This is a genomic window from Pseudomonas sp. D1-1, assembly GCF_051132225.1.
Lineage (GTDB): Bacteria > Pseudomonadota > Gammaproteobacteria > Pseudomonadales > Pseudomonadaceae > Aquipseudomonas.
In genome coordinates this window covers 5424995-5448318 of the sequence record NZ_CP071676.1, presented here as the reverse complement: position 1 = coordinate 5448318, position 23324 = coordinate 5424995, and the positions used below count along the sequence as shown (strand labels likewise).

The following is a 23324-nucleotide window of genomic DNA, read 5'->3' as shown; positions in this document are numbered from 1 at the left end:
GCAAGCTCGCTCCCACAGGGAAGACGGTGGAGATTTGGTTAGCCGCGCTGGGTCAGGCCCATTTTCTTGCGGCCCTCAGCCGGCGTAAGCACGCGCGCGCCGAGGCGGCTGAGGATTTCGCCGGCACGCTCCACCAGTTGTCCATTGGTGGCGAGTACGCCTTTGTCCAGCCAGAGGTTGTCTTCCAGCCCGACCCGCACGTTGCCGCCCAGCAAAACGGCCTGTGCCGCCATCGGCATTTGCATGCGGCCGATACCGAAGCCGGCCCACACCGCGTCGGCGGGCAGGTTGTCGACCATGGCCTTCATGGTGGTGGTATCCGCCGGCGCGCCCCACGGGATACCCAGGCAGAGCTGGAACAAGGGGTTGTCCAACAGGCCTTCCTTGATCATCTGCTTGGCGAACCACAGGTGCCCGGTGTCGAAGATCTCCAGCTCGGCCTTGACCCCCAGCTCGGTGATGCGCTTGGCGCCGGCCCGCAGTTGCGCCGGGGTGGAGACGTAAATGGTGTCGCCGTCGCCGAAGTTAAGGGTGCCGCAATCCAGCGTGCAGATTTCCGGCAACAGCTCCTCGACGTGGGCCAGGCGGGTCAGTGGGCCCACCAGATCGGTGTTGGGGCCGAACTCCATGGGTTTTTCGCCGCTACCGATTTCCAGGTCGCCGCCCATGCCGGCGGTGAGATTGACGATGATGTCGACGTCGGCCTCGCGGATGCGCTCCATCACTTCGCGGTACAGCGCCACGTCGCGGCTGAATTTGCCGGTCTGTGGGTCGCGCACATGGCAGTGGACCACGGTGGCGCCGGCCTTGGCCGCTTCGACGGCCGCAGCGGCGATCTGTTTCGGGGTGACCGGCACGTGCGGGCTCCTGGCGGTCGTGTCGCCAGCACCGGTGAGTGCGCAGGTGATGATGACGTCGTGGTTCATGGTGCAGATTCCTTCAGGCGTGGTGAGTCACCGCGCAGCCCTTTGGAGCTGCGCAGAGGGATAACGGTTGATCAGTTGCTGGTCAGTTTCAGGTTGTCGATGGCCGGCTTGCCGTCGAAAGTGGTCACGCCTTCGAGCCAGCGCTGCTTGTCTTGCGGGTGGTCCTTCAGCCATTGCCGGGCGGACTCCAGTGGGTCCTTGTGGTCGAGCAGCGGCTGCATCATCCGGCTCTCGTCTTCGGCGCTGAAGGTCAGGTTGCTCAGCAGGCGGCTGACGTTCGGGCATTGCTCGGCGTAGTCCGGCGCGGTGACGGTCCAGACGCTGGCCATGCCTTCATTCGGGCCGAGGGCGTCTTCGCTGCCGGTGAGATAGGTCATCTGCACGTTGACGTTCATCGGGTGCGGCGCCCAGCCGAAGAACACCACGGCTTCCTTGCGCCGCACGGCGCGGTCTACCGCCGCGAGCATGCCGGCCTCGCTGGACTCGACCAGCTGGAACTTGCCCAGGCCAAACTGGTTCTTGGCGATCATCGCTTTGATCTGAGTGTTGGCACCGGAACCGGGCTCGATGCCGTAGATCTTGCCGGCCAGCTCTTTTTCGAATTTGGCGATATCAGCGAAGGTCTTCAGGCCCTTGTCGGCCAGGTAAGTGGGTACGGCCAGGGTGGCGCGGGCGTCCTTCAGGCTCGGCTGCTCCAGCACCTTGACCTGCTTCGCCTCGACGAACGGGGTGATGGTCTGGGTCATCAGCGGGTTCCAGTAGCCCAGGAACAGGTCCAGGCGCTGGTCGCGGATGCCGGCGAAAATGATCTGCTGGGAGGCGCTGGTCTGCTTGGTCTTGTAACCGAGGCCATCGAGCATCACTTGGGTCAAGGCGCTGGTGGCAATGACGTCGGTCCAGTTGACCACGCCCAGGCGCACGTTCTGGCAGGCAGCGGGTTCGGCTGCGAGGGCTGTCTGGTTCAGGAGAGACGTGGCGCTGATTGCAAGAACGCAGTAGCTGATCAGGTGTTTCATTGTCAGGTTCCTCGGCAGCTTGTTGTTATGGGTTCCGGCATCTGCGCGCCGGTGATGCCAAAGTACGCAGCCGGGCCCCGCGCAAAACGCACAGCGGCGACCTGCTCTTGCACTGCAGCGACCTGTGCGCTTGAAGGACGCTTGCAAGTGGCGTATCAAGGTCCGCACGCTGCCCGTCAACCGAGTGCGCTCCATGTCCCAGGATTTTTATTTCTTGTTGATGCCGGGTTTCTCGGCCATCGGTTTCATCTCGGCCATCGAGCCCTTGCGGGTCGCCAACCGTTTTCGCGGCGAGCTGTACCGCTGGCATGTACTGAGCGCCGATGGCGGTGCGGTGCTGGCGAGCAACGGCATGTCGGTCAACGCCGACGCCGCGCTGGAGCCGCTGAAGAAGGGTGCGACGCTGTGGGTCGTGGCGGGTTTCGAACCGTTGAAATTTGCCAGCCCGGCGTTGGAGCGCTGGTTGCATCGACTGGACAATGAAGGTGTCATCCTTGGCGGTATCGACACCGGCAGCGTGGTCCTGGCCGAGGCGGGGCTACTGGATGGCCACCGGGTGACGCTGCACTGGGAGGCGATCGAGGCGTTCAAGGAATCTTATCCACAGCTCGGCGTGACCCAGGAACTGTTCGAGATTGACCGCCGTCGCATCACTTGCGCCGGCGGCACCGCCTCCATCGACCTGATGCTCGACCTGATCGGCCAGGCCCACGGCCCGGAGCTGGCGATCCAGGTCAGCGAGCAATTCGTGCTCGGTCGCATTCGTCCGCGCAAGGATCACCAGCGCATGGAAATCGCCACGCGCTATGGCATCCGCAACAAGAAGCTGGTGCAGGTCATCGGCGAGATGGAGACCCATAGCGAACCGCCCTTGAGCACCCTGGCCCTGGCCGAGTCGATCAACGTGACGCGGCGTCAGCTGGAGCGCTTGTTCCGGCTGCACCTGAACGACACCCCGAGCAACTTCTACCTGCGCCTGCGCCTGGAAAAGGCCCGGCAACTGCTGCGTCAGACCGACATGAGCGTGCTGGAGGTGAGCATCGCCTGCGGGTTCGAGTCGCCGTCGTACTTCACCCGCAGCTATCGGGCACGGTTTGCCCGGTGTCCACGGGAGGATCGGCGACGGCAGGGGGATGAGCGGGAGGTGGTTTGACAGGTTTTCATAGTCTGGAAATACACCGTGGCGAGGGAGCTTGCTCCCGCTGGGCTGAAGCAGTCCCAATGTCATCGACTCAATCAAACTGACACACCAGGGTGCCGGGTTTCGGGGCCGCTGCGCAGCCCAGCGGGAGCAAGCTCCCTCGCCACGGGGGGCTGTGTTCGGCTGGGAAGGTCTATTTCTTCATCAGTGCCGAGCAGGCTGCCTTGTACGCCTCATGCTGATACTTGTTCAGCGTCGCCGGCAGGACGAAGTCGTGTTTCTTGCTCTGCGCGTTGATGGTCTGCGGCGACAGCAGCATCACCTCGCAACCTTCCAGCAACTGGAAAATGCCCTCGATCTTGAAGGTGGTCGGCCCACCGGCGAATTCGCCTTTCTTGCTGCGCTTCTTGATGGCGATGCGTTCGATGCCGTTGTCCGTCACGAACGCCCGAACCTGCGCGGCAAAGGCCTTGACGTTGGCGGCTTCGTCATCGTCGTCAAGGGCGATTTTCTTGGTACTGAGCGCGACGTGGCTCAACGCCTGCTGGTCCAGCGAAGCAACGGCGATGATCGCTTCGCTGCCTTTGATTTCGATGCCGCAGATGATCATGCTCGGGCCTTGGGTTCGGGTGGTCTGGAGCGCCAGTTTACCCACCTTGAGGCTCAACGCCTTGCGAATCTATAGCTCCAGTTGATCAGCATGGATGCCAAAGGCAGAGGCAATTTTTTCTCGTGTAGCTCGGCGAGGTTTGGCCACAGATTCTTGCTGGGCAAACGCCGGTTGGGAAATACCGAGACGCTTGGCAACTTCGTCTTGGGTCAGGTTCAAATGCTCGCGCCAGGCGCGTATGGGCGTGGCGCCGTCGACGATACGGCTAACGACTTCATGAGGAATCAGATCGGGTTCCAATTTCTGCGCAACGTATTGCGCATACGGAATGACCACAAAGGCCGGATTTCCGTCTGCGTCGTTGATGATCTGAATGTCAGTAGGTACGTTCATCGCGTTTCACCAGGCTCATGTCGAGGTATAAGTCTTTTATAAGATTTGCGAATCCTGACTTATATCTCTTCCAGGACCAACGGCCGGATGGTGTCGGGATGTTGCGCCCAATTTATTCCTGTCCAATCGACTCCAAAAACTCCGACCGGTCATCGCTCACCTGGGCCATGCAGTCGTTTTCGGCGATTTTGTAGGCGTCGCTGCCAGGTTTGGCCGGGAAGGCGGCGATCGCGCAGTCGGCTTCGCGCTGCTTTTGCCACAGTTGCTGGGCGGCCTTGATCTTGGCGGTGATGTCGTTGAGCTGGGCCTTGTCGCTGGCGTAGCGGGTTTGCAGGCGTTCGTTGAGGCTTTGCAGGTTTTCGTTGAGCAGTTGTTCGGCGGCGGCTTTGCCGTAGGCCGAACAGGCCAGGGTCTGGACGTCGTTTTCAACTTCGTCGCAGGGGTTGGGTTCGGTGTCTTCGGTCGCGTGGGCGACGGTGCTGATCAGTGCCAGGGCGAAGAAAATCGATTTCATCGGTTGTCGCTCGAGTCCGGTTGAATCCAGTGGTGCAGCGGATTCTGGCGCAAGCGCCGGGTAAAGAACAGATGGGCAGGGTGGGCCTGTCGCAGCCCATTGTCGCGGATTGACGCTTTCGGCAATTCCCCTGTCGTTTTTGCACCCGGTCGCGACGGCCCTCAGGCATATGCTGGCCCCAAAGCGCCGGCACACGATTCGGCGCATGAATCGCCAACAAGGGGACTGCCTGATGAGCCCAGCCGAATTGCACGCCGACAGCATCGTTATCGACGGGCTGATCATTGCCAAGTGGAACCGTGACCTGTTCGAAGACATGCGCAAGGGCGGCCTGACCGCAGCCAACTGCACCGTGTCGGTGTGGGAAGGTTTCCAGGCCACCATCAACAACATCGTCGCCAGCCAGAAACTGATCCGCGAAAACAGCGACCTGGTGATCCCGGTGAAGACCACCGCCGACATCCGTCGTGCCAAGGAGCAGGGCAAGACCGGCATCATCTTCGGCTTCCAGAACGCCCATGCCTTCGAGGACCAGCTCGGCTATGTCGAGATCTTCAAGCAGCTGGGCGTCGGCGTGGTGCAGATGTGCTACAACACCCAGAACCTGGTGGGCACCGGCTGCTACGAGCGCGACGGCGGCCTGTCGGGCTTCGGTCGTGAAATCGTCGCCGAGATGAACCGCGTCGGCATCATGTGCGACCTGTCCCACGTTGGTTCCAAGACTTCCGAAGAAGTCATTCTCGAATCGAAGAAGCCGGTCTGCTACTCCCACTGCCTGCCGTCCGGTCTGAAAGAGCACCCACGCAACAAGTCTGACGAGGAACTGAAGTTCATCGCCGACCACGGCGGTTTCGTCGGCGTGACCATGTTCGCGCCGTTCCTGGCCAAGGGCATCGATTCGACCATCGACGACTACGCCGAAGCCATTGAATACACCATGAACATCGTCGGCGAAGACGCCATCGGCATCGGCACTGACTTCACCCAGGGCCATGGCCAGGATTTCTTCGAGATGCTGACCCACGACAAGGGCTATGCCCGTCGTCTGACCAGCTTTGGCAAGATCATCAACCCCCTGGGCATCCGCACCGTGGGCGAGTTCCCGAACCTCACCGAGACGCTGCTCAAGCGCGGTCACCCGGAGCGGGTGGTGCGCAAGATCATGGGCGAGAACTGGGTGAACGTTCTCAAGGACGTCTGGGGCGAATAAACCCCGCCGCGTCACCGAATCCTTTACCTGCGGCCACTCGCGCCGCAGGCACATCACGAATTTCCGGAGTCACGTTTTCATGGCCAAGATCGCCCCGCAACTGCCAATCGAAGTCGACAGCGAAACCGGTGTCTGGACCTCCGACGCCCTGCCGATGCTATACGTGCCGCGGCACTTCTTCGTCAACAACCACATGGGTATCGAGGAAGTGCTGGGCGCCGATGCCTACGCCGAAATCCTCTACAAGGCCGGCTACAAATCCGCCTGGCACTGGTGCGAAAAAGAAGCCGAATGTCACGGCCTGGAAGGCGTCGCGGTGTTCGAGCATTACATGAAGCGCTTGTCCCAGCGTGGCTGGGGCCTGTTCAAGATCCAGGACATCGACCTGGATAAAGGCACCGCTAGCGTCAAGCTCGAGCATTCAGCGTTCGTCTACGTGTACGGCAAGGTCGGGCGCAAGGTCGACTATATGTTCACCGGCTGGTTCGCCGGCGCCATGGATCAGATTCTCGCCGCTCGCGGCAGCCAGATCCGCACCGTGGCCGAGCAGGTCTACGGCGGTTCCGAAGAAGGCCACGACGACGGCCTGTTCATCGTCAAGCCGTTGTAAGTCGAGGATCGCGCCATGGCTTTTGAAGCAATGTTCCAGCCGATCCAGATCGGCAAGCTGACCATCCGCAACCGCGTGCTCAGCACCGCGCACGCCGAGGTCTACGCCACCGACGGCGGCATGACCACCGACCGCTATGTGAAATATTACGAAGAGAAGGCCAAGGGCGGCATCGGCCTGGCAATCTGCGGCGGCTCGTCCGTGGTTGCCATCGACAGCCCGCAGGAATGGTGGAGTTCGGTGAACCTGTCCACCGACCGCATCATCCCGCACTTCCAGAACCTGGCCGACGCCATGCACAAGCATGGCGCCAAGATCATGATCCAGATTACCCATATGGGTCGTCGCTCGCGCTGGGACGGTTTCAACTGGCCGACCCTGATGTCGCCGTCCGGCGTGCGTGAGCCGGTGCATCGTGCGACCTGCAAGACCATCGAGCCGGAAGAAATCTGGCGGGTGATCGGCAACTACGCCCAGGCCGCGCGCCGGGCCAAGGCCGGTGGCCTGGACGGCGTCGAGCTGTCCGCCGTGCACCAGCACATGATCGACCAGTTCTGGAGCCCGCGGGTCAACAAGCGGACCGACGAGTGGGGCGGCACTTTTGAGGGGCGCATGAAGTTCGGCCTGGAAGTGTTGAAGGCCGTGCGCGCCGAAGTGGGTGACGATTTCTGCGTGGGCATGCGCCTGTGCGGCGACGAATTCCACCCGGACGGCTTGTCCCACGAGGACATGAAGCAGATCGCCAAGTACTACGACGACACCGGCATGCTCGATTTCATCGGTGTGGTGGGCTCGGGTTGCGACACCCACAACACCTTGGCCAACGTCATCCCGAACATGAGTTATCCACCGGAGCCGTTCCTGCACCTGGCCGCCGGTATCAAGGAGGTGGTCAAGGTTCCGGTGCTGCATGCGCAGAACATCAAGGACCCGAACCAGGCCACGCGGATCCTCGAGGGCGGCTACGTCGATATGGTCGGCATGACCCGCGCCCACATCGCCGACCCGCACCTGATCGCCAAGATCAAGATGGGCCAGATCGACCAGATCAAGCAGTGCGTCGGCGCCAACTACTGCATCGACCGCCAGTACCAGGGCCTGGACGTGCTGTGTATCCAGAACGCCGCGACCTCCCGTGAATACATGGGCGTGCCGCACATCATCGAGAAATCCACTGGGCCGAAACGCAAAGTCGTGGTGGTCGGTGCCGGCCCGGCCGGGATGGAAGCGGCGCGCGTGGCCGCCGAGCGTGGGCACGACGTGACGCTGTTCGAGAAGAAAGAGTTCATCGGCGGACAGATCACCACCGCCTCGAAAGCCCCGCAACGGGACCAGATCGCCGGTATCACCCGCTGGTTCCAGCTGGAGCTGGCGCGGTTGAAAGTCGACCTGCGCCTGGGCGTGGCGGCGGATGCGCCAACCATCATGGACTTGCGTCCGGACGTGGTGGTGCTGGCCGTCGGTGGCCACCCGAACGTCGAGCAGAACGAGCACTGGGGCGCCGCCGAAGGGTTGGTGGTCAGCAGCTGGGACGTACTCGACGGCAAGGTTGCACCGGGCAAGAACGTGCTGGTCTACGACACCATCTGCGAGTTCACCGGCATGTCGGTGGCCGACTTCCTCGCCGACAAGGGCAGCCAGGTCGAGATCGTCACCGACGATATCAAGCCAGGCGTGGCCATTGGCGGGACGTCGTTCCCGACCTATTACCGCAGCATGTACCCCAAGGAAGTGATCATGACCGGGGACATGATGCTGGAGAAGGTCTACCGCGAAGGCGACAAGCTGGTAGCGGTGCTGGAGAACGAATATACCGGCGCCAAGGAAGAGCGCGTGGTGGACCAGGTGGTGGTGGAGAACGGCGTGCGGCCGGACGAAGAAATCTACTACGCGCTGAAGGAGGGTTCGCGCAACAAGGGCCAGATCGACGTCGAAGCACTGTTCGCGATCAAGCCGCAACCGTGCCTTGAGCAGAGTGGCGATGGCTACCTGCTGTTCCGCATCGGCGACTGCGTGGCCCAGCGTAATACCCACGCGGCCATCTACGACGCCCTGCGGCTGTGCAAGGATTTCTAACGGCTTGTGGATAACCCTGTGGGAGCGAGCCTGCTCGCGAATGCATTTTGTCAGTCACTGTTGGATTGACTGATCCAGCGCTTTCGCGAGCAGGCTCGCTCCCACAGGAATCGGGCAAGGCATCCACGCAGTTTGGCCTGCAAGACCCTGAGGTCTTTGGGAGCAACACCTATGTTGAACACCCTTCTTCCAATCCTGCTGTTCGCAGCCCTGGGCCTCGCGGTCCTCGGTGCCTTGCGGCGGGTGAACATGTGGCGCCGGGGCCGACCGTCGAAAGTCGACCTGATCGGTGGCATCTTCGCCATGCCCAAGCGCTACATGGTGGACTTGCACCACGTGGTGGCGCGGGACAAATACATCGCCAATACCCACGTCGCCACGGCGGGCGGGTTTGTCCTGGCGGCGGTGCTGGCGATCCTGGTGCACGGTTTCGGCCTGCAGAGCCGTATCCTCGGCTATGCCTTGCTGTTCGCCACATTGCTGATGTTCAGCGGTGCGATCTTCATGGCCCTGCGTCGTCGCAATCCACCTTCGCGGCTGTCGAAGGGCCCCTGGATGCGCCTGCCGAAAAGCCTGTTCGCGTTTTCCATCAGCTTCTTCCTGGTGACCTTGCCGGTGGCCGGGATTCTGCCGGCGGACTTCGGTGGCTGGTTGCTGGTGGCGCTGTTGGGGCTGGGCGTGCTCTGGGGCGTCTCGGAGATGTTCTTCGGCATGACCTGGGGCGGGCCGATGAAGCACGCCTTCGCCGGTGCCCTGCACCTGGCCTGGCACCGCCGTGCAGAACGTTTTGGTGGCGGCCGTTCCACCGGCCTCAAGCCGCTGGACCTGAACGACCCAGCCGCACCGCTGGGTGTGGAGAAACCCAAGGATTTCACCTGGAACCAGTTGCTCGGCTTCGACGCCTGCGTACAGTGCGGCAAGTGCGAAGCGGCCTGCCCGGCGTTCGCCGCCGGCCAGCCGCTGAACCCGAAAAAGCTCATCCAGGACATGGTCGTCGGCCTGGCCGGCGGCACCGATGCGAAGTTCGCCGGCAGTCCTTACCCAGGCAAACCCGTTGGCGAGCACGGCGGTAATCCACACCAGCCGATCGTCAACGGTCTGGTGGACGCCGAGACCCTGTGGTCCTGCACCACTTGCCGGGCGTGTGTCGAGGAGTGCCCGATGATGATCGAGCACGTCGACGCCATCGTCGACATGCGCCGGCACCTGACCCTGGAAAAAGGCGCCACGCCGAACAAGGGCGCCGAGGTGCTGGAAAACCTCATCGCCACCGACAACCCTGGCGGCTTCGCCCCGGGCGGGCGGATGAACTGGGCGGCGGACTTGAACCTTAATCTGCTCAGCGAGAAGAAATCCACCGACGTGCTGTTCTGGGTCGGCGACGGTGCCTTCGACATGCGCAACCAGCGCACCTTGCGCGCCTTCGTCAAAGTCCTCAAGGCGGCGAAGATCGACTTCGCCGTGCTCGGCCTCGAAGAACGCGACAGCGGCGACGTGGCCCGGCGCCTCGGTGATGAAGCGACGTTCCAGCTGTTGGCCAAGCGCAACATCCAGACCCTGGCCAAATACCGCTTCAACCGCATCGTCACCTGCGACCCCCACAGCTTCCACGTGCTGAAAAACGAGTACGGCGCCTTCGATGGCAACTACCTGGTGCAGCACCACAGCACCTATATGGCGGAAATCATCGACGCCGGCGCGCTGAACCTCGGCCAGCACAAGGGCGACAGCGTGACTTATCACGACCCCTGCTACCTGGGCCGCTACAACGGCGAATACGAGGCACCGCGCCAGGTGCTGCGTGCGCTGGGCATCGAGGTCAAGGAGATGCAGCGCTCCGGTTTCCGTTCCCGTTGCTGCGGCGGCGGTGGCGGTGCGCCGATCACCGACATTCCGGGCAAGCAGCGTATTCCTGACATGCGCATGGAAGACATCCGCGAAACCGGCGCCGAACTGGTGGCCGTGGGTTGTCCACAGTGCACCGCGATGCTGGAAGGCGTGGTCGAACCACGACCAATGATCAAGGACATTGCCGAACTGGTGGCCGATGCGCTGCTCGAGGATACGACCCCGAGCAAGCCCGTGGCTCCGGCCAAACGTGAACCTGCGGAGGTGCATTGATGACCGACATCATCCGCCGCGACCCTCGCGCCGAGTGGATCGCCCGTAACCGGCTGCACCCGCTGCACGCGGCCATGCAACCGGTGCAGCACAGCTGGATGGGCCCTAACGGCGTCATTCGCAAGAACGTCCATGGGGTCGGCTTCATCGGCCCCAACGGCATCAAGCGCATCGACCGCAGCGGCGCCCAGCAGGGCGGCGCGACCAAGCGCACCGCGGCCACCGAAGTGCAGCTACCGCTGCATCAGGTGCCGCAACCGGCGTTTTACATCAGTGTGGTCCCGGACATGGTCGGTGGCCGTCTCAGCAGTCACGACCGCGACCTGTTGGGCCTTGCCCATCAATTGGCGGGCGCGGACGGCGCGGTCCTGGCGGTGGTCTTCGGCGAGCATAAAGAGAATGCCTTCGCCACGGCGGGCGTGGACCGCTTGCTGGTGCTTGAGGGCGAGGAATTCAGCGGTTATGCACCGGAACAACGGGTCCAAGGCCTGCGGGCTGTGGATAACCAGTTCAGCCCACGCCATTGGCTGTTGCCTGACAGCCGCAGCGGTGGCGGTGAACTGGGTCGGCGCTTCGCCGCGGCTTTGGGCGAACGCCCGGCCACTCGTGTCTGGCAGGTCAAGGGCGAAGAGTGCATCGGCCGTGCCGGTGCGGGTCTGCAAGACCTGGCTCGGCCGTTGGCGCGACTGATCCTGGCAGCGGCTGAATGCGCCGAGCCGGTTAGCGAGACCCGCCACGAGGTCTTGCCGGTGGAGTTATCCACAAGCGTGGCGCGCAGCTTGTCGCGGATCGAGGATCTTGGTGCGGTGGCGGTGGATCCGGGCGCGATCCCGATGGCCGAGGCCGAGTTCATTTTCTCCGGCGGCAACGGCGTCAAGGACTGGGAGCTTTTCCACAGGACAGCGGCGGCCTTGGGCGCAACCGAAGGTGCTTCGCGGGTGGCGGTGGACGACGGTTACATGGCTCGCGATCGCCAGGTTGGCGCCAGCGGCACCTGGGTCACCGCACGGGTCTACGTGGCCGTGGGGATTTCCGGGGCGATCCAGCACCTGCAAGGCATCGGTGCCTGCGACAAGGTGGTGGCGATCAACCTTGATCCGGGCTGCGACATGATCAAGCGCGCGGACTTGTCGGTGATCGGCGACAGCGCGGCGATTCTCCAGGCCCTGATCGCGGCGGTAGAGGCTTACCGCAACGAAGCCAGGCGTGATGCGGCTTAAGCTAAGGAAACGTTCATGAGTACCCAAGTGATCAGCCTCGTCTCCATCGGCGCCCACCCGACCTCTGGTCGGCCCCGGCGCGCCGAACAGGACGCCCGCGCCGTGGAGCTGGGCCTGCAACTGGCCGGCAATGAACTGCAAGTGCTGCATGCCGGCGACGTGGCCGAACCGGCACTGCGCGCCTACCTGGGCATGGGCCTGGATGAGCTTCACGTGTTGGATAATCCAGAGGGCGCCGATGCGTTGCCGGCGTTGACCGAATATCTGCGAGACGCTGGCGCCCAAGTGGTGCTCACCGGCAGCCAGGCGGAAACCGGTGAAGGCTCGGGCATGCTGCCGTTTCTGTTGGCGGAAAACCTCGGTTGGCCGTTGGTGGTGGGATTGGCCCAGGTCGAATCCATCGACAACGGCGTGGCCCTGGTGCTGCAAGCCTTGCCCCGCGGCCAGCGCCGTCGGCTCAAGGTGCGCCTGCCGTTTCTGGCCACTGTGGATAACGCCGCGCCCAAACCACGGCAGAGCGCCTATGGCCCGGCGCGGCGTGGAGCGTTGCAGGCGGAAGAAGTCGAAGTGGTCGACGACAGCCTGCTGGCGGTGGCAACCCTGCAACCGGCCAAGCCACGGCCCAAGCGCCTGAAGGTCATCAAGGCCAAGAGCGGCGCCGACCGCATGAAAGCCGCCACGGCCAAGGCCAGCGGCGGAGGTGGGCAGGTGCTCAAGGGTGTCACTCCGGAGGCGGGGGCCGAGGCGATTTTGAAGCTGCTGGTGGAGGAAGGGGTAGTTCGCTAGATCCAGAACCACCGAAACCCTGTGGGAGCGAGCCTGCTCGCGAATGCATTTCGTCAGTCACCGTTGCATGGCAGTTCCACCGCATTCGCGAGCAGGCTCGCTCCCACAGGGGATTGGTGGAGCCCCGCTATCTCCTGCCTAGCCCGGTGTTGTGGGAAGGTTACCCACAAACCCTGTGTGTCCGGCTGTGGATAACCTGTTCGCCCATCGCTGCACCCCACGAAAATCAGGCTCTGCGGGCTGGTGCTCAAAAAACAACCAGCGTAACTTGCGGTTTTTATTAGCTTTTGTCTGCGAGCAACGCAGCATTCCAAGCCAGACTTGCCCCCAATCTCTGTTGGCGCTTCTGTGGATAAGATGTTCGCTCAACGCTGCAACCTATGCCGTACGGGGCTTCCAGCGAGTTGATCGATTAATGATCAATCATGGACTTCAAGTAGAAAAACCACCGCAATAACACCGGGTTGGTGGCTGCTCAGCCTGTTTTCCACAAAATCGTCAAATTACCCCCAAACGCTGTTGGCGCTTCTGTGGATAACATGTTCGCTCTGTCCTCCAGGCCACGCTGTGTGGGGCTTACGGCATATTGATCAAAAACTGGTCAATCAGCCATGAAACGACTGTTTGCGAATAAGTCACGGATTTTATTCACATTAGCCCTTACAAAATTCAGATCACCTCGACACTTGTCCCCATTAGCTGTGGGTTGTCATGTGGATAACTTGTTCGTCGAACGCTACAGGTCACGGCGGGCTTAGCGCGGAATGCGATAGATCAAATTTCATACAGTTCTAAGGAACCGCCTTGACGTATGGGTGTCGCCTGTCTTCACTCATGGCACAAGGACAGCGCGACTTTATCCATGCCGGTTCAGGGAGAACGCATGATGGATAGCAAGCCCCCCAATTTGTATCCCGCTTCAGCCCCGACCTGCATGCCCACCCCTATGACCTCGTTACCCCGGCGCAACGGTCGGCGTGCCGCCAATCAGCGTGCACGCCTATAGCGCCTGAGGTTCCCTCCCATCAACACCGTTGACTGCCGCTCCAACCCATACGGGATAGCGGCCAGGCGTTCGTGCGCCTTGAAACTACAGGCAACCGCAGAGTTGCCCCTTCTGCCTGAGAGGACTTGAACATGACACGGATATCGACCCCCATCAGTGAAATCAAGGAACACTACGACGTGATCGTCATCGGTTCCGGCTACGGCGGCGGCATTGCTGCGTCGCGCCTGTCCCGGGCCGGGCGCAAGGTCTGCCTGCTGGAACGTGGCCGGGAAATCCAGCCGGGCGAATACCCCAATACGTTGCTCGCTGCCACCGAGGAGTTGCAGGTGCACGACCCCGACGGCCACATCGGTTCGCGCACCGGGCTGTTCGACCTGCACGTCAACGCCCAGCAGAACGTGGTGGTCGGGTGTGGCCTGGGCGGCACGTCACTGATCAACGCCAACGTCGCCCTGGAAGCAGAGCCCGGCGTGTTCGAGGACCCGCGCTGGCCGCTGGCGATGCGCGAGCACCGCGACACATTGCTCCAGGACGGCTACGCGCGGGCTCGGGAAATGCTCAAGCCCAACCCGTATCCGGCGTCCTCGCCGAACCTGCCCAAGCTCGACGCCCATAAGAAGTCCGCTGATTACCTCAAGCAGGGCGCGCATTTCTACAAGCCGCCGATCAACGTGACTTTCGACAAGTTGCCGAACAACCTCAACCACGTCGGCGTCGAGCAGTTGCCGTGCAATGGCTGTGGCGACTGCGTCTCGGGCTGTAACAACAAGGCCAAGAACACCACGCTGATGAATTATCTGCCGGACGCCTGGAACCATGGCACGGAGATTTTCTGCCAGGCTGAGGTGCGGCACCTGGAGCGCGATGGTGACGGCTGGATCGTGCATTTCCAGTACCTGGACGGTGGTCGCGAAATGTTCTCGGCGCCAACGCTGTTCGTGCGCGCCGATATCGTGGTGGTGTCCGCCGGCACCCTGGGCTCCACCGAGATCATGTTGCGCTCGCGAGACAAGGGCCTGCCGATGTCTGCCCAGTTGGGCGAGAACATGAGTGGCAACGGTGACATCCTCGGCTTCGGCCACAACTGCGACCAGGTCATCAACGGCATCGGTTTTGGCGCTCATTCGGCCAAGGAGCTGGAGCCGGTGGGGCCGTGTATCACCTCGGTGATCGACATGCGCACCGAAGGCGACTGGCGCAGCCGCATGGTTATCGAAGAAGGCTCGATCCCCGGCGCCCTCGGCCGGGCCATGGTGCCGAGCATGGCGGCGTTCGCCGAGATGATCGGCGTGCCCACCGACACCGGCTTCGGTGCCGCCCTAAGGTACAAGGGGCGCGAAGCCGAAAGCTTCCTGCGCGGACCGTACTACGGCGCGCTGCATAACATGCAGACCTACCTGATCATGAGTCATGACAACGGCAAGGGCCGCATGGTCCTCGATAACAAGGACCAGCTGCGCATCGACTGGTCCGGTGTCGGCGAGCAGGAAAACGTCACCCTCGGCAACGAGCGTCTGCACCAGAGCACCAAGGCCTTGGGCGGGATCTGGGTCGAAAACCCGATCTGGACCAAGCTGCTCAAGCACAGCATTGTCTCGGTCCATCCCCTGGGCGGTTGCGTGATGGGCGAGGACGCCGCCCAGGGCGTGGTCAATCACAAGGGGCAGGTGTTCAGTGGCGCCAGCGGCACCGACGTCTACCCAGGCCTGTACGTGACGGACGGCTCGGTGATCCCGACGTCCCTGGCGGTCAATCCGCTGCTGACCATTTCAGCGGTGAGTGAACGCAACATGGGCCTGCTGGCCGCCGATCGCGGTTGGCTGATCGACTACACGCTGCCGTCGGCCCCGCGCAAACCGGTGGCGGCGCCGACCCTCGGCGTGCAGTTCACCGAAACCATGAAGGGCTATTTCTCCAGCGCCTTCACCCAACCCCAGGGCACCGACCTGCCGCTTTACGAGGAAGCTGCCAAGCGCGGCAAGGCTGACAACTCGCCCATCGAATTCACGCTGACCATCACTGCTGCCGACCTTGATCGTTTGATCAAGGAGCCGGAGCACGCTGCGACCCTGGTGGGTACCCTCGACGCCCCCCTGCTGTCGGCGAAGCCGTTGGTCGCCAGCAACGGCGTGTTCAACCTGTTCGAGCAGTATCAGGATCAGGTCGGCGTGCGGCACATGAACTACGACATGAAACTGACCGCCGAAGACGGCAGCGACTATTTCTTCAGTGCGTTCAAGACTGTGCCGGAGGACAACGGCGTGCTGAACATCTGGCACGACACCAGCACCCTCTACGTCACGCTCTATCGCGGGCCGGACAAGAGCGGCGCGGTGCTCGGCGCGGGGATGATGCACATCCTGCCGGCGGATTTCGCCAAGCAGATGACCACCATGAAAGTGCTCAACGCTCGCAACGAGCGTGAGCGGGTGGAGGCGCTTGCGCGATTCGGCAAGTTTTTCGCCGGCATCCTGTGGGAGAGCTACGGCGGGGTGTTCGCCGGCGATGTCTACTTCAATCCGGACGCGCCGTCGCGCTTGAAACGGCCGCTGGATGCACCGGCCCCGGTGGTGCATTTCTTCCAGACCGAAGACCACGTCGAGCTGCGCCTGACGCGCTACCAGGCAGGCAGCAAGGGCCCGGTGATGCTGGTCCATGGCCTGGGCGTGGGCTCGAATATCTTTTCCACCGACACCATCCACACCAACCTGCTGGAGTACCTGTGCAAGCACGAGTACGACGTCTGGCTGCTGGATTTGCGGGTGAGTATCCTGCTGCCGGCCAGCAAAAACGAATGGAACGGCGATCAGGTGGCCCAATACGACTTCAAGGCCGCTATCGGGCAGATCCAGCAGGCGACCTCGGCTCGTGACGTGCAATGCGTAGTGCATTGCTACGGCGCGACGACGTTCTTCATGTCGATGCTGGCGGGCTTGCAGGGCGTGCGCTCGGTGGTCTGCTCGCAGATCGCCGCCGACACGGTGGTCGCCACCGCCACCGGATTGAAGGCCGGTTTGCATTTGCCGGGGATGCTCGATGCCATCGGCATCAAGTCCATGACGGCCTATGCCGACACCAAGGAAAGCTGGTTCAACAAACTCTACGACAAGGCCCTCAACGGCTACGCCCGGATCGAGGCCCAGGGCTACTGCACCAATCCGGTCTGCCACCGCATCACGTTCATGTATGCGTCGCTGTACCGCCACGACACCCTCAATGAAACCCTGCACGACAACCTGCATGAATTGTTCGGCGAGTCGAACATCCAGACCTTCGAGCATCTGGCGCTGATCGTGCGCAAGGGGCACCTGGTGGACTTCAAGGGCAACGACGTCTACATGCCGCATTTCGATCGGTTGAAGTTGCCGATCTGCTTCATCAGCGGCGCCGACAACCAGTGCTACTTGCCGCAGAGCACCCTCAAGACCTACGAACGGTTATGCGAGATGCACGGCCCGCAGTTGTTCAGCCGTCATGAGGTCCCCGGCTACGGCCACATCGACTGCATGTTCGGCAAGGACGCGGTGGTGGATGTGTATCCGATCATCCTCGGGCACCTGGAGAAGACGGCGCTTGGCTGAAGTATGACTATCCCGTGGCGAGGGAGCTTGCTCCCGCTCGGCTGCGAAGCAGTCGTCGCTTTTGAAGTCTTGGGGGCCGCTACGCGGCCCAGCGGGAGCAAGCTCCCTCGCCACATGGGTTTTGTGGTGAGTCAGGAATAAGGAAAAGGATGCCATGAACACTTGTATCCGCTGGTTCCAACGCATCATCTGGATCGGAATTGTCATGAACATGGTCTTCGCGATCCCGGCGTTGTTCGCGCCGGCGTTGCTGACCTCCATGCTTGGCCTGCCGCCGGTGCTGTCCGATCCCTGGCTGGAAAACGCCGGCATGTTGCTGGTGGGGATCAGCCTGTTCTACATGCCCTCGGGGTTCAACGCGCCGCGTTTCGTGGTGCATTCTTGGTTATGCGTGCTGTCGCGTCTGGTGGCGGTGGTGTTCTGGATCTACCTGATCAACACCAACAACCAGGGCCAACTGTTCGTGCCGATGTTGATGGGCGACCTGAGCATGTTCCTGATCCTGGGCGTGCTGTTGTATTTAGGCAGCCCGGCGGCCAATCGTCCGCTGGCCTTGCTCCGGGCCGGCTGGCGCGAATGGCTTCAAGGCTGGGCACATCGCTGGCAAAGCCATGGCTTCAAGGTAGGCGCGCTGATTGTGCTGCTGGTGCTTGGCTTCATCGGCTACCAGACCTGGTATCAGATGATCCGCGAGGTGCCGCAGCCGGACTTCGCCTCCGACGAAGACCATTACAAATACGCCGCCATCGGCCTGGGTATCGAGGCGCGGATTCCCTACTACTTGTTCGCCGTGCTGCCACAGATGTGCCCGGAAAAACTGCCCAAGCCAGGCGGTTATGAGGTGTTCGGCTTCCTCTATGAAAACGGCAACGACCTGCCCATCGGCATGGCCAAGCGGCAGCTCGGTTACCCCACGGTGGAGCCCAACTGCGCGCTGTGCCACACCGGTTCCTACCGGGCCAATGCCACTGACGTAGCGGTGCCGGTCGCCGCCGCGCCGGCCAATACCCTGCAATTGCAAGCCTTCCAGTGGTTCGCCTACGAGTGTGCCAGCGATCCGAAATTCACCCCGGACGCGGTGATGGCGGCGATCAACGGCAAGTTCCAGCTGGGCTTCTTCGAAAAGCTCTATAACCGCTACCTGATCATTCCGATGGCCAAGAGTGCGCTGCTCAAGCAGAAACAGGCGTACGCCTGGCAGAAGCTGCGTCCGGCCCAGGGACCGGGGCGGACCGACACGTTCAACCCGACCAAGATGGTGGTCTTCGGCTTCCCGGATGACTCGACCATCGGCACCGTGGACTTGCCGCAGGTGTGGAACCAGAAACCCCGCGAGTCCATGTACCTGCACTGGGACGGCAATAACAACAAGATCCACGAACGCAACTACGCCGCCGCCATGGCCGTGGGCGCGACGCCGGAATCGGTGCTGCCGCCGAGCTTCAACCGGGTGACCAACTGGTTGCTGGGCCACAAGCCACCGGCCTGGCCGTTCGCCCTGGATCAGGCGAAAGTCGCCCAGGGCAAACCGATCTGGGAGCAGAACTGTGCCGGTTGCCACGACTTCGGCCGCAGCGACACCGGCCAGGTCACCACCAACATCGACCAGTTGGGCACCGATCCCCATCGGCTGAATTCCTTCACCACCGGGCTGGTGGCGGCGTTCCATGGTTTCAAGAAACCGCCGTTCGACTTTGGCGCCTACCGCAAGACCCAGAGCTACAGCAACACGCCCACCGACGGCATCTGGCTGCGCGCGCCGTACCTGCATAACGGTTCGGTGCCGACCTTGTGGGATTTGCTGCAAACACCCGAGCAGCGCCCGCAGGCGTTCTACACCGGCTCCGACATCTACGACCCGCAGAAGGTTGGTTTCATCACCAGTGGCGCGCAGATGAAGGCGTCGGCTGATTTCAAGTACGACACTCGGCTCGAAGGCAACCACAACGGCGGCCACCTGTACGGCACGCAGCTGTCGGATGTCGAAAAGCGGGCTTTGATCGAATTCATGAAGACCCTGTAGACCGGGGCAAAACGAAGGAGCGTTCACATGTCATTACTGCACCATTGGGAACATGAGTTCGACAAGGTCAAGGTCCGTCTGCACGGGTTGGTCACGCGGCTGGAAATGTCCTGGAAAAAACTCGTCAACGACCTGGAGCCCGAGGAGTTCCAGGCCATCGTCAAGCTGCTCGAGCGTGGCCACGCTCAAGCCCGGCATGTCATTGATCATGGTGATTTGCCCGACGATGAACCGGCCGTGCCGTGGGAACTGGCCCACGGCCTGTCGATTCTGAAAATCGGCAACGCCACGCCTTTGCCGCAAAAGGAAGAGGAACTGCCAACCCGAGTGCTCAAGGATGGCACCTTGCTCGGTTGCCGAAAATGGGAGCTGCTGGACCTGTTGTGGAGCGAGGCGCTGCTCAAGTGGATCGAGAACCTGCGTCACCACGCACCGTTCGCGACCACCCCGGCGCTGGTGAAAATGGATAATGACGTGGTGCTGGCCATTGCCGGCGACTGGGGCACCGGCCCGTTCGACAGTCACGCACCCGCCGTGGCCGTCGCCAACCAGATGCAACTGGCCCAGGCCGATTTCACCATCCACTTGGGCGACGTGTATTACGCCGGCACCCATTCCCAGGAAGACGTCGACATGGCCGGCTGGCCCCAGGGCAGGCACGGCTCGTTCACGCTCAATTCCAATCATGAAATGTACAGCGGCGCCCACGGTTATTTCCGGGAGTTGGCCAAGCGCTTTCCGGTGCAGCAGGGCACCAGCTATTTCGCCCTGTACAACGATGACTGGCTGGTGGTTGGCCTGGACAGCGCCTACGCCTCGGACGCGATGAACCTGTACATGGACGGCACCCTCAACACCCAGCAGATCGAGTGGATGAAAAGCCTGCCCAAGGGCAAGAAACTGATGGTGCTCAGTCATCACCAGGGTTTTGATATTTCCGGACACCACAAGACCGCGCTCTACCAACCGGTGTGCGACGCCTTGGGGCGTGAGCCGGATTACTGGTATTGGGGCCATCTGCACAACGGCATCTGCTACGCGCCGCAAGGCGGGCTGCAGGCGCGTTGCGTCGGGCACGGAGCGATTCCCTACGGCACCACCAGCGAGTTGAACGGGCATCCTCGGGTGTTGTGGTCGGAAACACAATTGGCGGGGGACGAGGCGTATCCGGAGCGGGTGTTGAACGGGTATGTGAAGGTGCGGCTGGCGGGGGAGGAGATTGTCGAGACGTTTTATGGGGAGGATGGGTCGGTGCGTTGGTCTTCAAGATAATCGGATAAATATAGAGCCGCCTTCGCGAGCAGGCTCGCTCCCACATTTGATCTTCGGTGCGCCAAAGAACCTTGTGGGAGCGAGCCTGCTCGCGAAGATTTGGATTTTAGCCCTGGACCGGAACACCCTTGAGGTACGGCGCCGGCTCGGCCCCGAGGTTGTTCAGCATGCGCTCGCTGTACCAGTCGACGAAGTTAACCACGCCGAATTCGTAGGTTTTCGAGTACGGGCCCGGCTGGTAGGCGGTGGAGTTGATGCCGCGCTGGTTTTCTTCGGCCAGGCGACGGTCCTGGTCGTTGGTGGCGTCCCAGACCTGGCGCATGCGCTCTACGTCATAGTCCACGCCTTCGACCGCGTCCTTGTGCACCAGCCATTTGGTGGTGACCATGGTTTCCTGGGCGCTGATCGGCCACACCGTGAAGACGATGATGTGGTCGCCCATGCAGTGGTTCCATGAGTGCGGCAGATGAAGGATGCGCATCGAGCCCAGGTCCGGGTTCTTGATGCGGCCCATCAGTTTGGCGCAGCCCTGCTTGCCGTCCATCGTCATCGACACGGTGCCCTTGAGCAGCGGCATGCGCACGATGCGGTTGCGCAGGCCGAAGCTGGCGTGGGCGTAAGGGATCTTCTCGGCATCCCAGGCGGCGGCGGAAGCGGCCACGTGGTCCTTGAACGCCTGGTCGGCTCGCGGATCGGTGACGTCGTCCCATTCCAGCAGGGTCTTGAGCAGTTCGGGGTGCGAGGCGTTGCAGTGGTAGCACTCGCGGTTGTTTTCCAGCACCAGTTTCCAGTTGGCCTTTTCCATCAAGGTGGTTTGCACCGCCACCTTGGTGTTTTCCATGTCGTAGGGTTCCATGTAGTGGTTCAGGGTCGACAGGAAATCATCGATGGCCGGCGGGTTCTCGGCCAGGCTGATGAAGATGTAGCCGCCGGCGGTCTTCACGTTCACCGGCTTGAGGCCGTACTGCTTCATGTCGAAGTCGGCGCCCATCTCGGTGCCGGCGAACAGCAGGCGACCGTCCAGTTCGTAGGTCCATTGGTGGTAATGGCAGACCAGCTTGGCGACCTTGCCCTTGTCGCTGGTGCACAACCGCGAGCCACGGTGGCGGCAGACGTTATGGAACGCATGCACCACGCCTTCGGCGCCGCGAATCACGATGATCGGGTTCTTGCCGACCTGCAGCGTCAGGTAGTTGCCCTTGGCCGGGATTTCGCAGGTCATGCCGGCGATCAACCATTCTTTCTGAAAGATTTCCTGCATGTCGATATCAAACAGGCGCTCATCGGAGTAGAACGGCTGCGGCAGCGAAAAGGTCCGCTCGCGCTCTTGCAGCATTTGCGCGGTGGCCTTGCGTGCGGGTTCCAGCGGATCGCCCAGGCTCAGGGTAGTGGTGACGTCCATCGTTTTATCCTCATGGCCATCTCTGTGGCCGGCGAAAGTGGCTAATCAAGGGTGCTACGCAAGGCAGAAATATTGTTTATCCGTTGGGGCGAGTGTGGGGCCGCGCAGGGGCGCAACCTTATCCATGGGCGACATGGCCCAATCTGTTCCCGACGCGCGAGCCCCGGTAGTTGGGGGCTGGTCGCGATAAGTATGTGAATGTCGCAGATAGGTAAATGGCGGTGCAGGCGCCTGCGCACAATCGCCATCATGAAGGCCGACAGTCGGCCGTGGAGATCAGCATGTCCAACAATTTCCTGAACCCGGTCACCACCCAGACCTGGGCCAATGGCCGACATATCGTTCGTTGCGTCAAAGTCATCCAGGAAACCTGGGATGTGCGCACCTTTTGCTTCATGGCCGACCAGCCGATCATGTTCTTTTTCAAGCCCGGGCAGTTCGTCACCCTGGAGTTGGAAATCGAAGGCCAGCCGATCATGCGCTCCTACACGATCTCCAGTTCGCCGTCGGTGCCCTACAGCTTCTCGGTGACCATCAAGCGCGTGCCGGGGGGCAAGGTTTCCAACTGGCTGCACGACACGCTGCACGAAGGCCAGGAACTGGCGGTGCACGGGCCGGTGGGGTTGTTCAATGCCATGGATTTCCCGAGCCCGAAGGTCCTGTACCTCAGCGGTGGCGTCGGAATCACGCCATGCATGTCCATGGCCCGCTGGTTCTACGACACCAACGCCAACGTCGACATGACCTTCGTCCACAGCGCCCGCTCGCCCAAGGACATCATCTACCACCGCGAGCTGGAGCACATGGCGTCGCGGATCGATAACTTCAGCTTGCACCTGATTTGCGAAAAGCATGGTTTGGGCGAGCCGTGGGCCGGGTATCGTGGCTACCTGAATCACAAGATGCTGGAACTGATGGTGCCGGATTTCCTTGAGCGCGAAGTGTTCTGCTGCGGCCCGACGCCGTACATGAGCGCGGTCAAGCGTCTGCTGGAAGCGGCCGGCTACGACATGAAGCGCTACCACGAGGAATCCTTCGGCGCCACGCCACCGGAAGCCCGCGCCGACGCGGTGGAGCAGGCCGAACAGGCGGCGGATGCGCCTGAAGTCGACCAGGCGGACCTGCATCAGGTGGAATTCGTCGCGTCGGGCAAGAGCATCGGCGTAGCACCGGGCGAAACCGTCCACGCGGCAGCAGCCAAGCTCGGCCTGATGATTCCCAAGGCGTGCGGCATGGGCATCTGCGGCACTTGCAAGGTTATGAAGCTCGGCGGCGAAGTTGAAATGGAACACAACGGCGGCATCACCGAGGACGACGAGGCCGAGGGTTACATCCTGTCGTGCTGCAGCGTGCCGAAGGGGGATGTGCGGATCGAGTTTTAACCCGTTCTCTCAGGGGCGCGATGAGCTCTTGT

17 protein-coding genes are annotated in these 23324 nt (G+C 62.0%); 11 read left to right on the top strand and 6 right to left on the bottom strand.

From position 1 onward, the window contains the following. Positions 1-38 precede the first annotated feature (38 nt). Complete coding sequence (locus tag J3P86_RS24605) at positions 39-926, bottom strand: 3-keto-5-aminohexanoate cleavage protein (protein ID WP_434699038.1); 888 nt, start codon at positions 924-926, stop codon at positions 39-41. Positions 927-997: 71 nt separating this feature from the next. Beyond that, positions 998-1942 carry a choline ABC transporter substrate-binding protein gene (locus tag J3P86_RS24600; protein ID WP_434699037.1) on the bottom strand — a complete coding sequence of 315 codons (945 nt, stop codon included), beginning with the start codon at positions 1940-1942 and terminating at the stop codon, positions 998-1000. A 193-nt stretch (positions 1943-2135) separates the two neighbouring features. Between J3P86_RS24600 and J3P86_RS24595 the strand changes: the two genes are divergently transcribed. Beyond that, on the top strand, positions 2136-3095 hold the full coding sequence (locus J3P86_RS24595; protein WP_434627534.1) for a GlxA family transcriptional regulator: 960 nt from the start codon (positions 2136-2138) through the stop codon (positions 3093-3095). A 181-nt stretch (positions 3096-3276) separates the two neighbouring features. On the opposite strand, the gene J3P86_RS24590 is transcribed toward J3P86_RS24595, so the two are convergent. The 3 genes from J3P86_RS24590 to J3P86_RS24580 all read right to left on the bottom strand — a co-directional run bounded on the left by J3P86_RS24590 (position 3277) and on the right by J3P86_RS24580 (position 4600). Further along, positions 3277-3693, bottom strand: a complete 417-nt coding sequence (locus J3P86_RS24590; protein ID WP_434700682.1) for a DUF3010 family protein — start codon at positions 3691-3693, stop codon at positions 3277-3279. A 69-nt stretch (positions 3694-3762) separates the two neighbouring features. Continuing rightward, positions 3763-4086, bottom strand: coding sequence for a helix-turn-helix domain-containing protein (locus J3P86_RS24585; RefSeq protein ID WP_305498291.1), 324 nt, complete (start codon positions 4084-4086; stop codon positions 3763-3765). Positions 4087-4198: 112 nt separating this feature from the next. Next, on the bottom strand, positions 4199-4600 hold the full coding sequence (locus J3P86_RS24580; protein ID WP_434655090.1) for a lysozyme inhibitor LprI family protein: 402 nt from the start codon (positions 4598-4600) through the stop codon (positions 4199-4201). A gap of 232 nt (positions 4601-4832) precedes the next feature. Between J3P86_RS24580 and J3P86_RS24575 the strand changes: the two genes are divergently transcribed. From J3P86_RS24575 to J3P86_RS24535, 9 genes are all read left to right on the top strand, one after another. Further along, positions 4833-5810 carry a dipeptidase gene (locus J3P86_RS24575; RefSeq protein WP_030139307.1) on the top strand — a complete coding sequence of 326 codons (978 nt, stop codon included), beginning with the start codon at positions 4833-4835 and terminating at the stop codon, positions 5808-5810. A 79-nt stretch (positions 5811-5889) separates the two neighbouring features. After that, positions 5890-6420: a DUF5943 domain-containing protein gene (locus tag J3P86_RS24570; RefSeq protein ID WP_018612374.1), complete on the top strand. Its 531-nt coding sequence runs from the start codon at positions 5890-5892 to the stop codon at positions 6418-6420. A 15-nt stretch (positions 6421-6435) separates the two neighbouring features. After that, positions 6436-8496: a dimethylglycine demethylation protein DgcA gene (gene dgcA, locus J3P86_RS24565; RefSeq protein WP_434627543.1), complete on the top strand. Its 2061-nt coding sequence runs from the start codon at positions 6436-6438 to the stop codon at positions 8494-8496. A 171-nt stretch (positions 8497-8667) separates the two neighbouring features. After that, positions 8668-10617 (top strand): dimethylglycine demethylation protein DgcB, encoded by a 1950-nt coding sequence (dgcB, locus tag J3P86_RS24560; RefSeq protein ID WP_434699036.1) that lies wholly within the window; start codon positions 8668-8670, stop codon positions 10615-10617. Beyond that, positions 10617-11837 carry an electron transfer flavoprotein subunit alpha/FixB family protein gene (locus J3P86_RS24555; protein ID WP_434699035.1) on the top strand — a complete coding sequence of 407 codons (1221 nt, stop codon included), beginning with the start codon at positions 10617-10619 and terminating at the stop codon, positions 11835-11837. The genes dgcB and J3P86_RS24555 overlap by 1 nt, the downstream gene beginning before the upstream one ends. Positions 11838-11852: 15 nt before the next feature. Beyond that, complete coding sequence (locus J3P86_RS24550; RefSeq protein WP_434627552.1) at positions 11853-12623, top strand: electron transfer flavoprotein subunit beta; 771 nt, start codon at positions 11853-11855, stop codon at positions 12621-12623. 1137 nt (positions 12624-13760) lie between these two features. Continuing rightward, entirely contained in the window at positions 13761-17213 is a 3453-nt protein-coding gene (locus J3P86_RS24545; RefSeq protein WP_434699034.1) for a GMC oxidoreductase, read from the top strand. 154 nt (positions 17214-17367) lie between these two features. After that, entirely contained in the window at positions 17368-19236 is a 1869-nt protein-coding gene (locus J3P86_RS24540) for a hypothetical protein (RefSeq protein ID WP_434699033.1), read from the top strand. Between the two features lie 27 nt (positions 19237-19263). Further along, on the top strand, positions 19264-20508 hold the full coding sequence (locus tag J3P86_RS24535) for a metallophosphoesterase (protein ID WP_434699032.1): 1245 nt from the start codon (positions 19264-19266) through the stop codon (positions 20506-20508). Positions 20509-20614: 106 nt separating this feature from the next. Here the strand turns inward: J3P86_RS24535 and gbcA are convergent, their stop codons facing one another. Next, positions 20615-21910 (bottom strand): glycine-betaine demethylase subunit GbcA, encoded by a 1296-nt coding sequence (gbcA, locus tag J3P86_RS24530; protein ID WP_305498304.1) that lies wholly within the window; start codon positions 21908-21910, stop codon positions 20615-20617. 281 nt (positions 21911-22191) lie between these two features. On the opposite strand from gbcA, the gene gbcB reads away from it, so the two are divergent. Next, complete coding sequence (gene gbcB / locus J3P86_RS24525; protein ID WP_305498306.1) at positions 22192-23292, top strand: glycine-betaine demethylase subunit GbcB; 1101 nt, start codon at positions 22192-22194, stop codon at positions 23290-23292. The last annotated feature ends 32 nt before the right edge of the window (positions 23293-23324 follow it).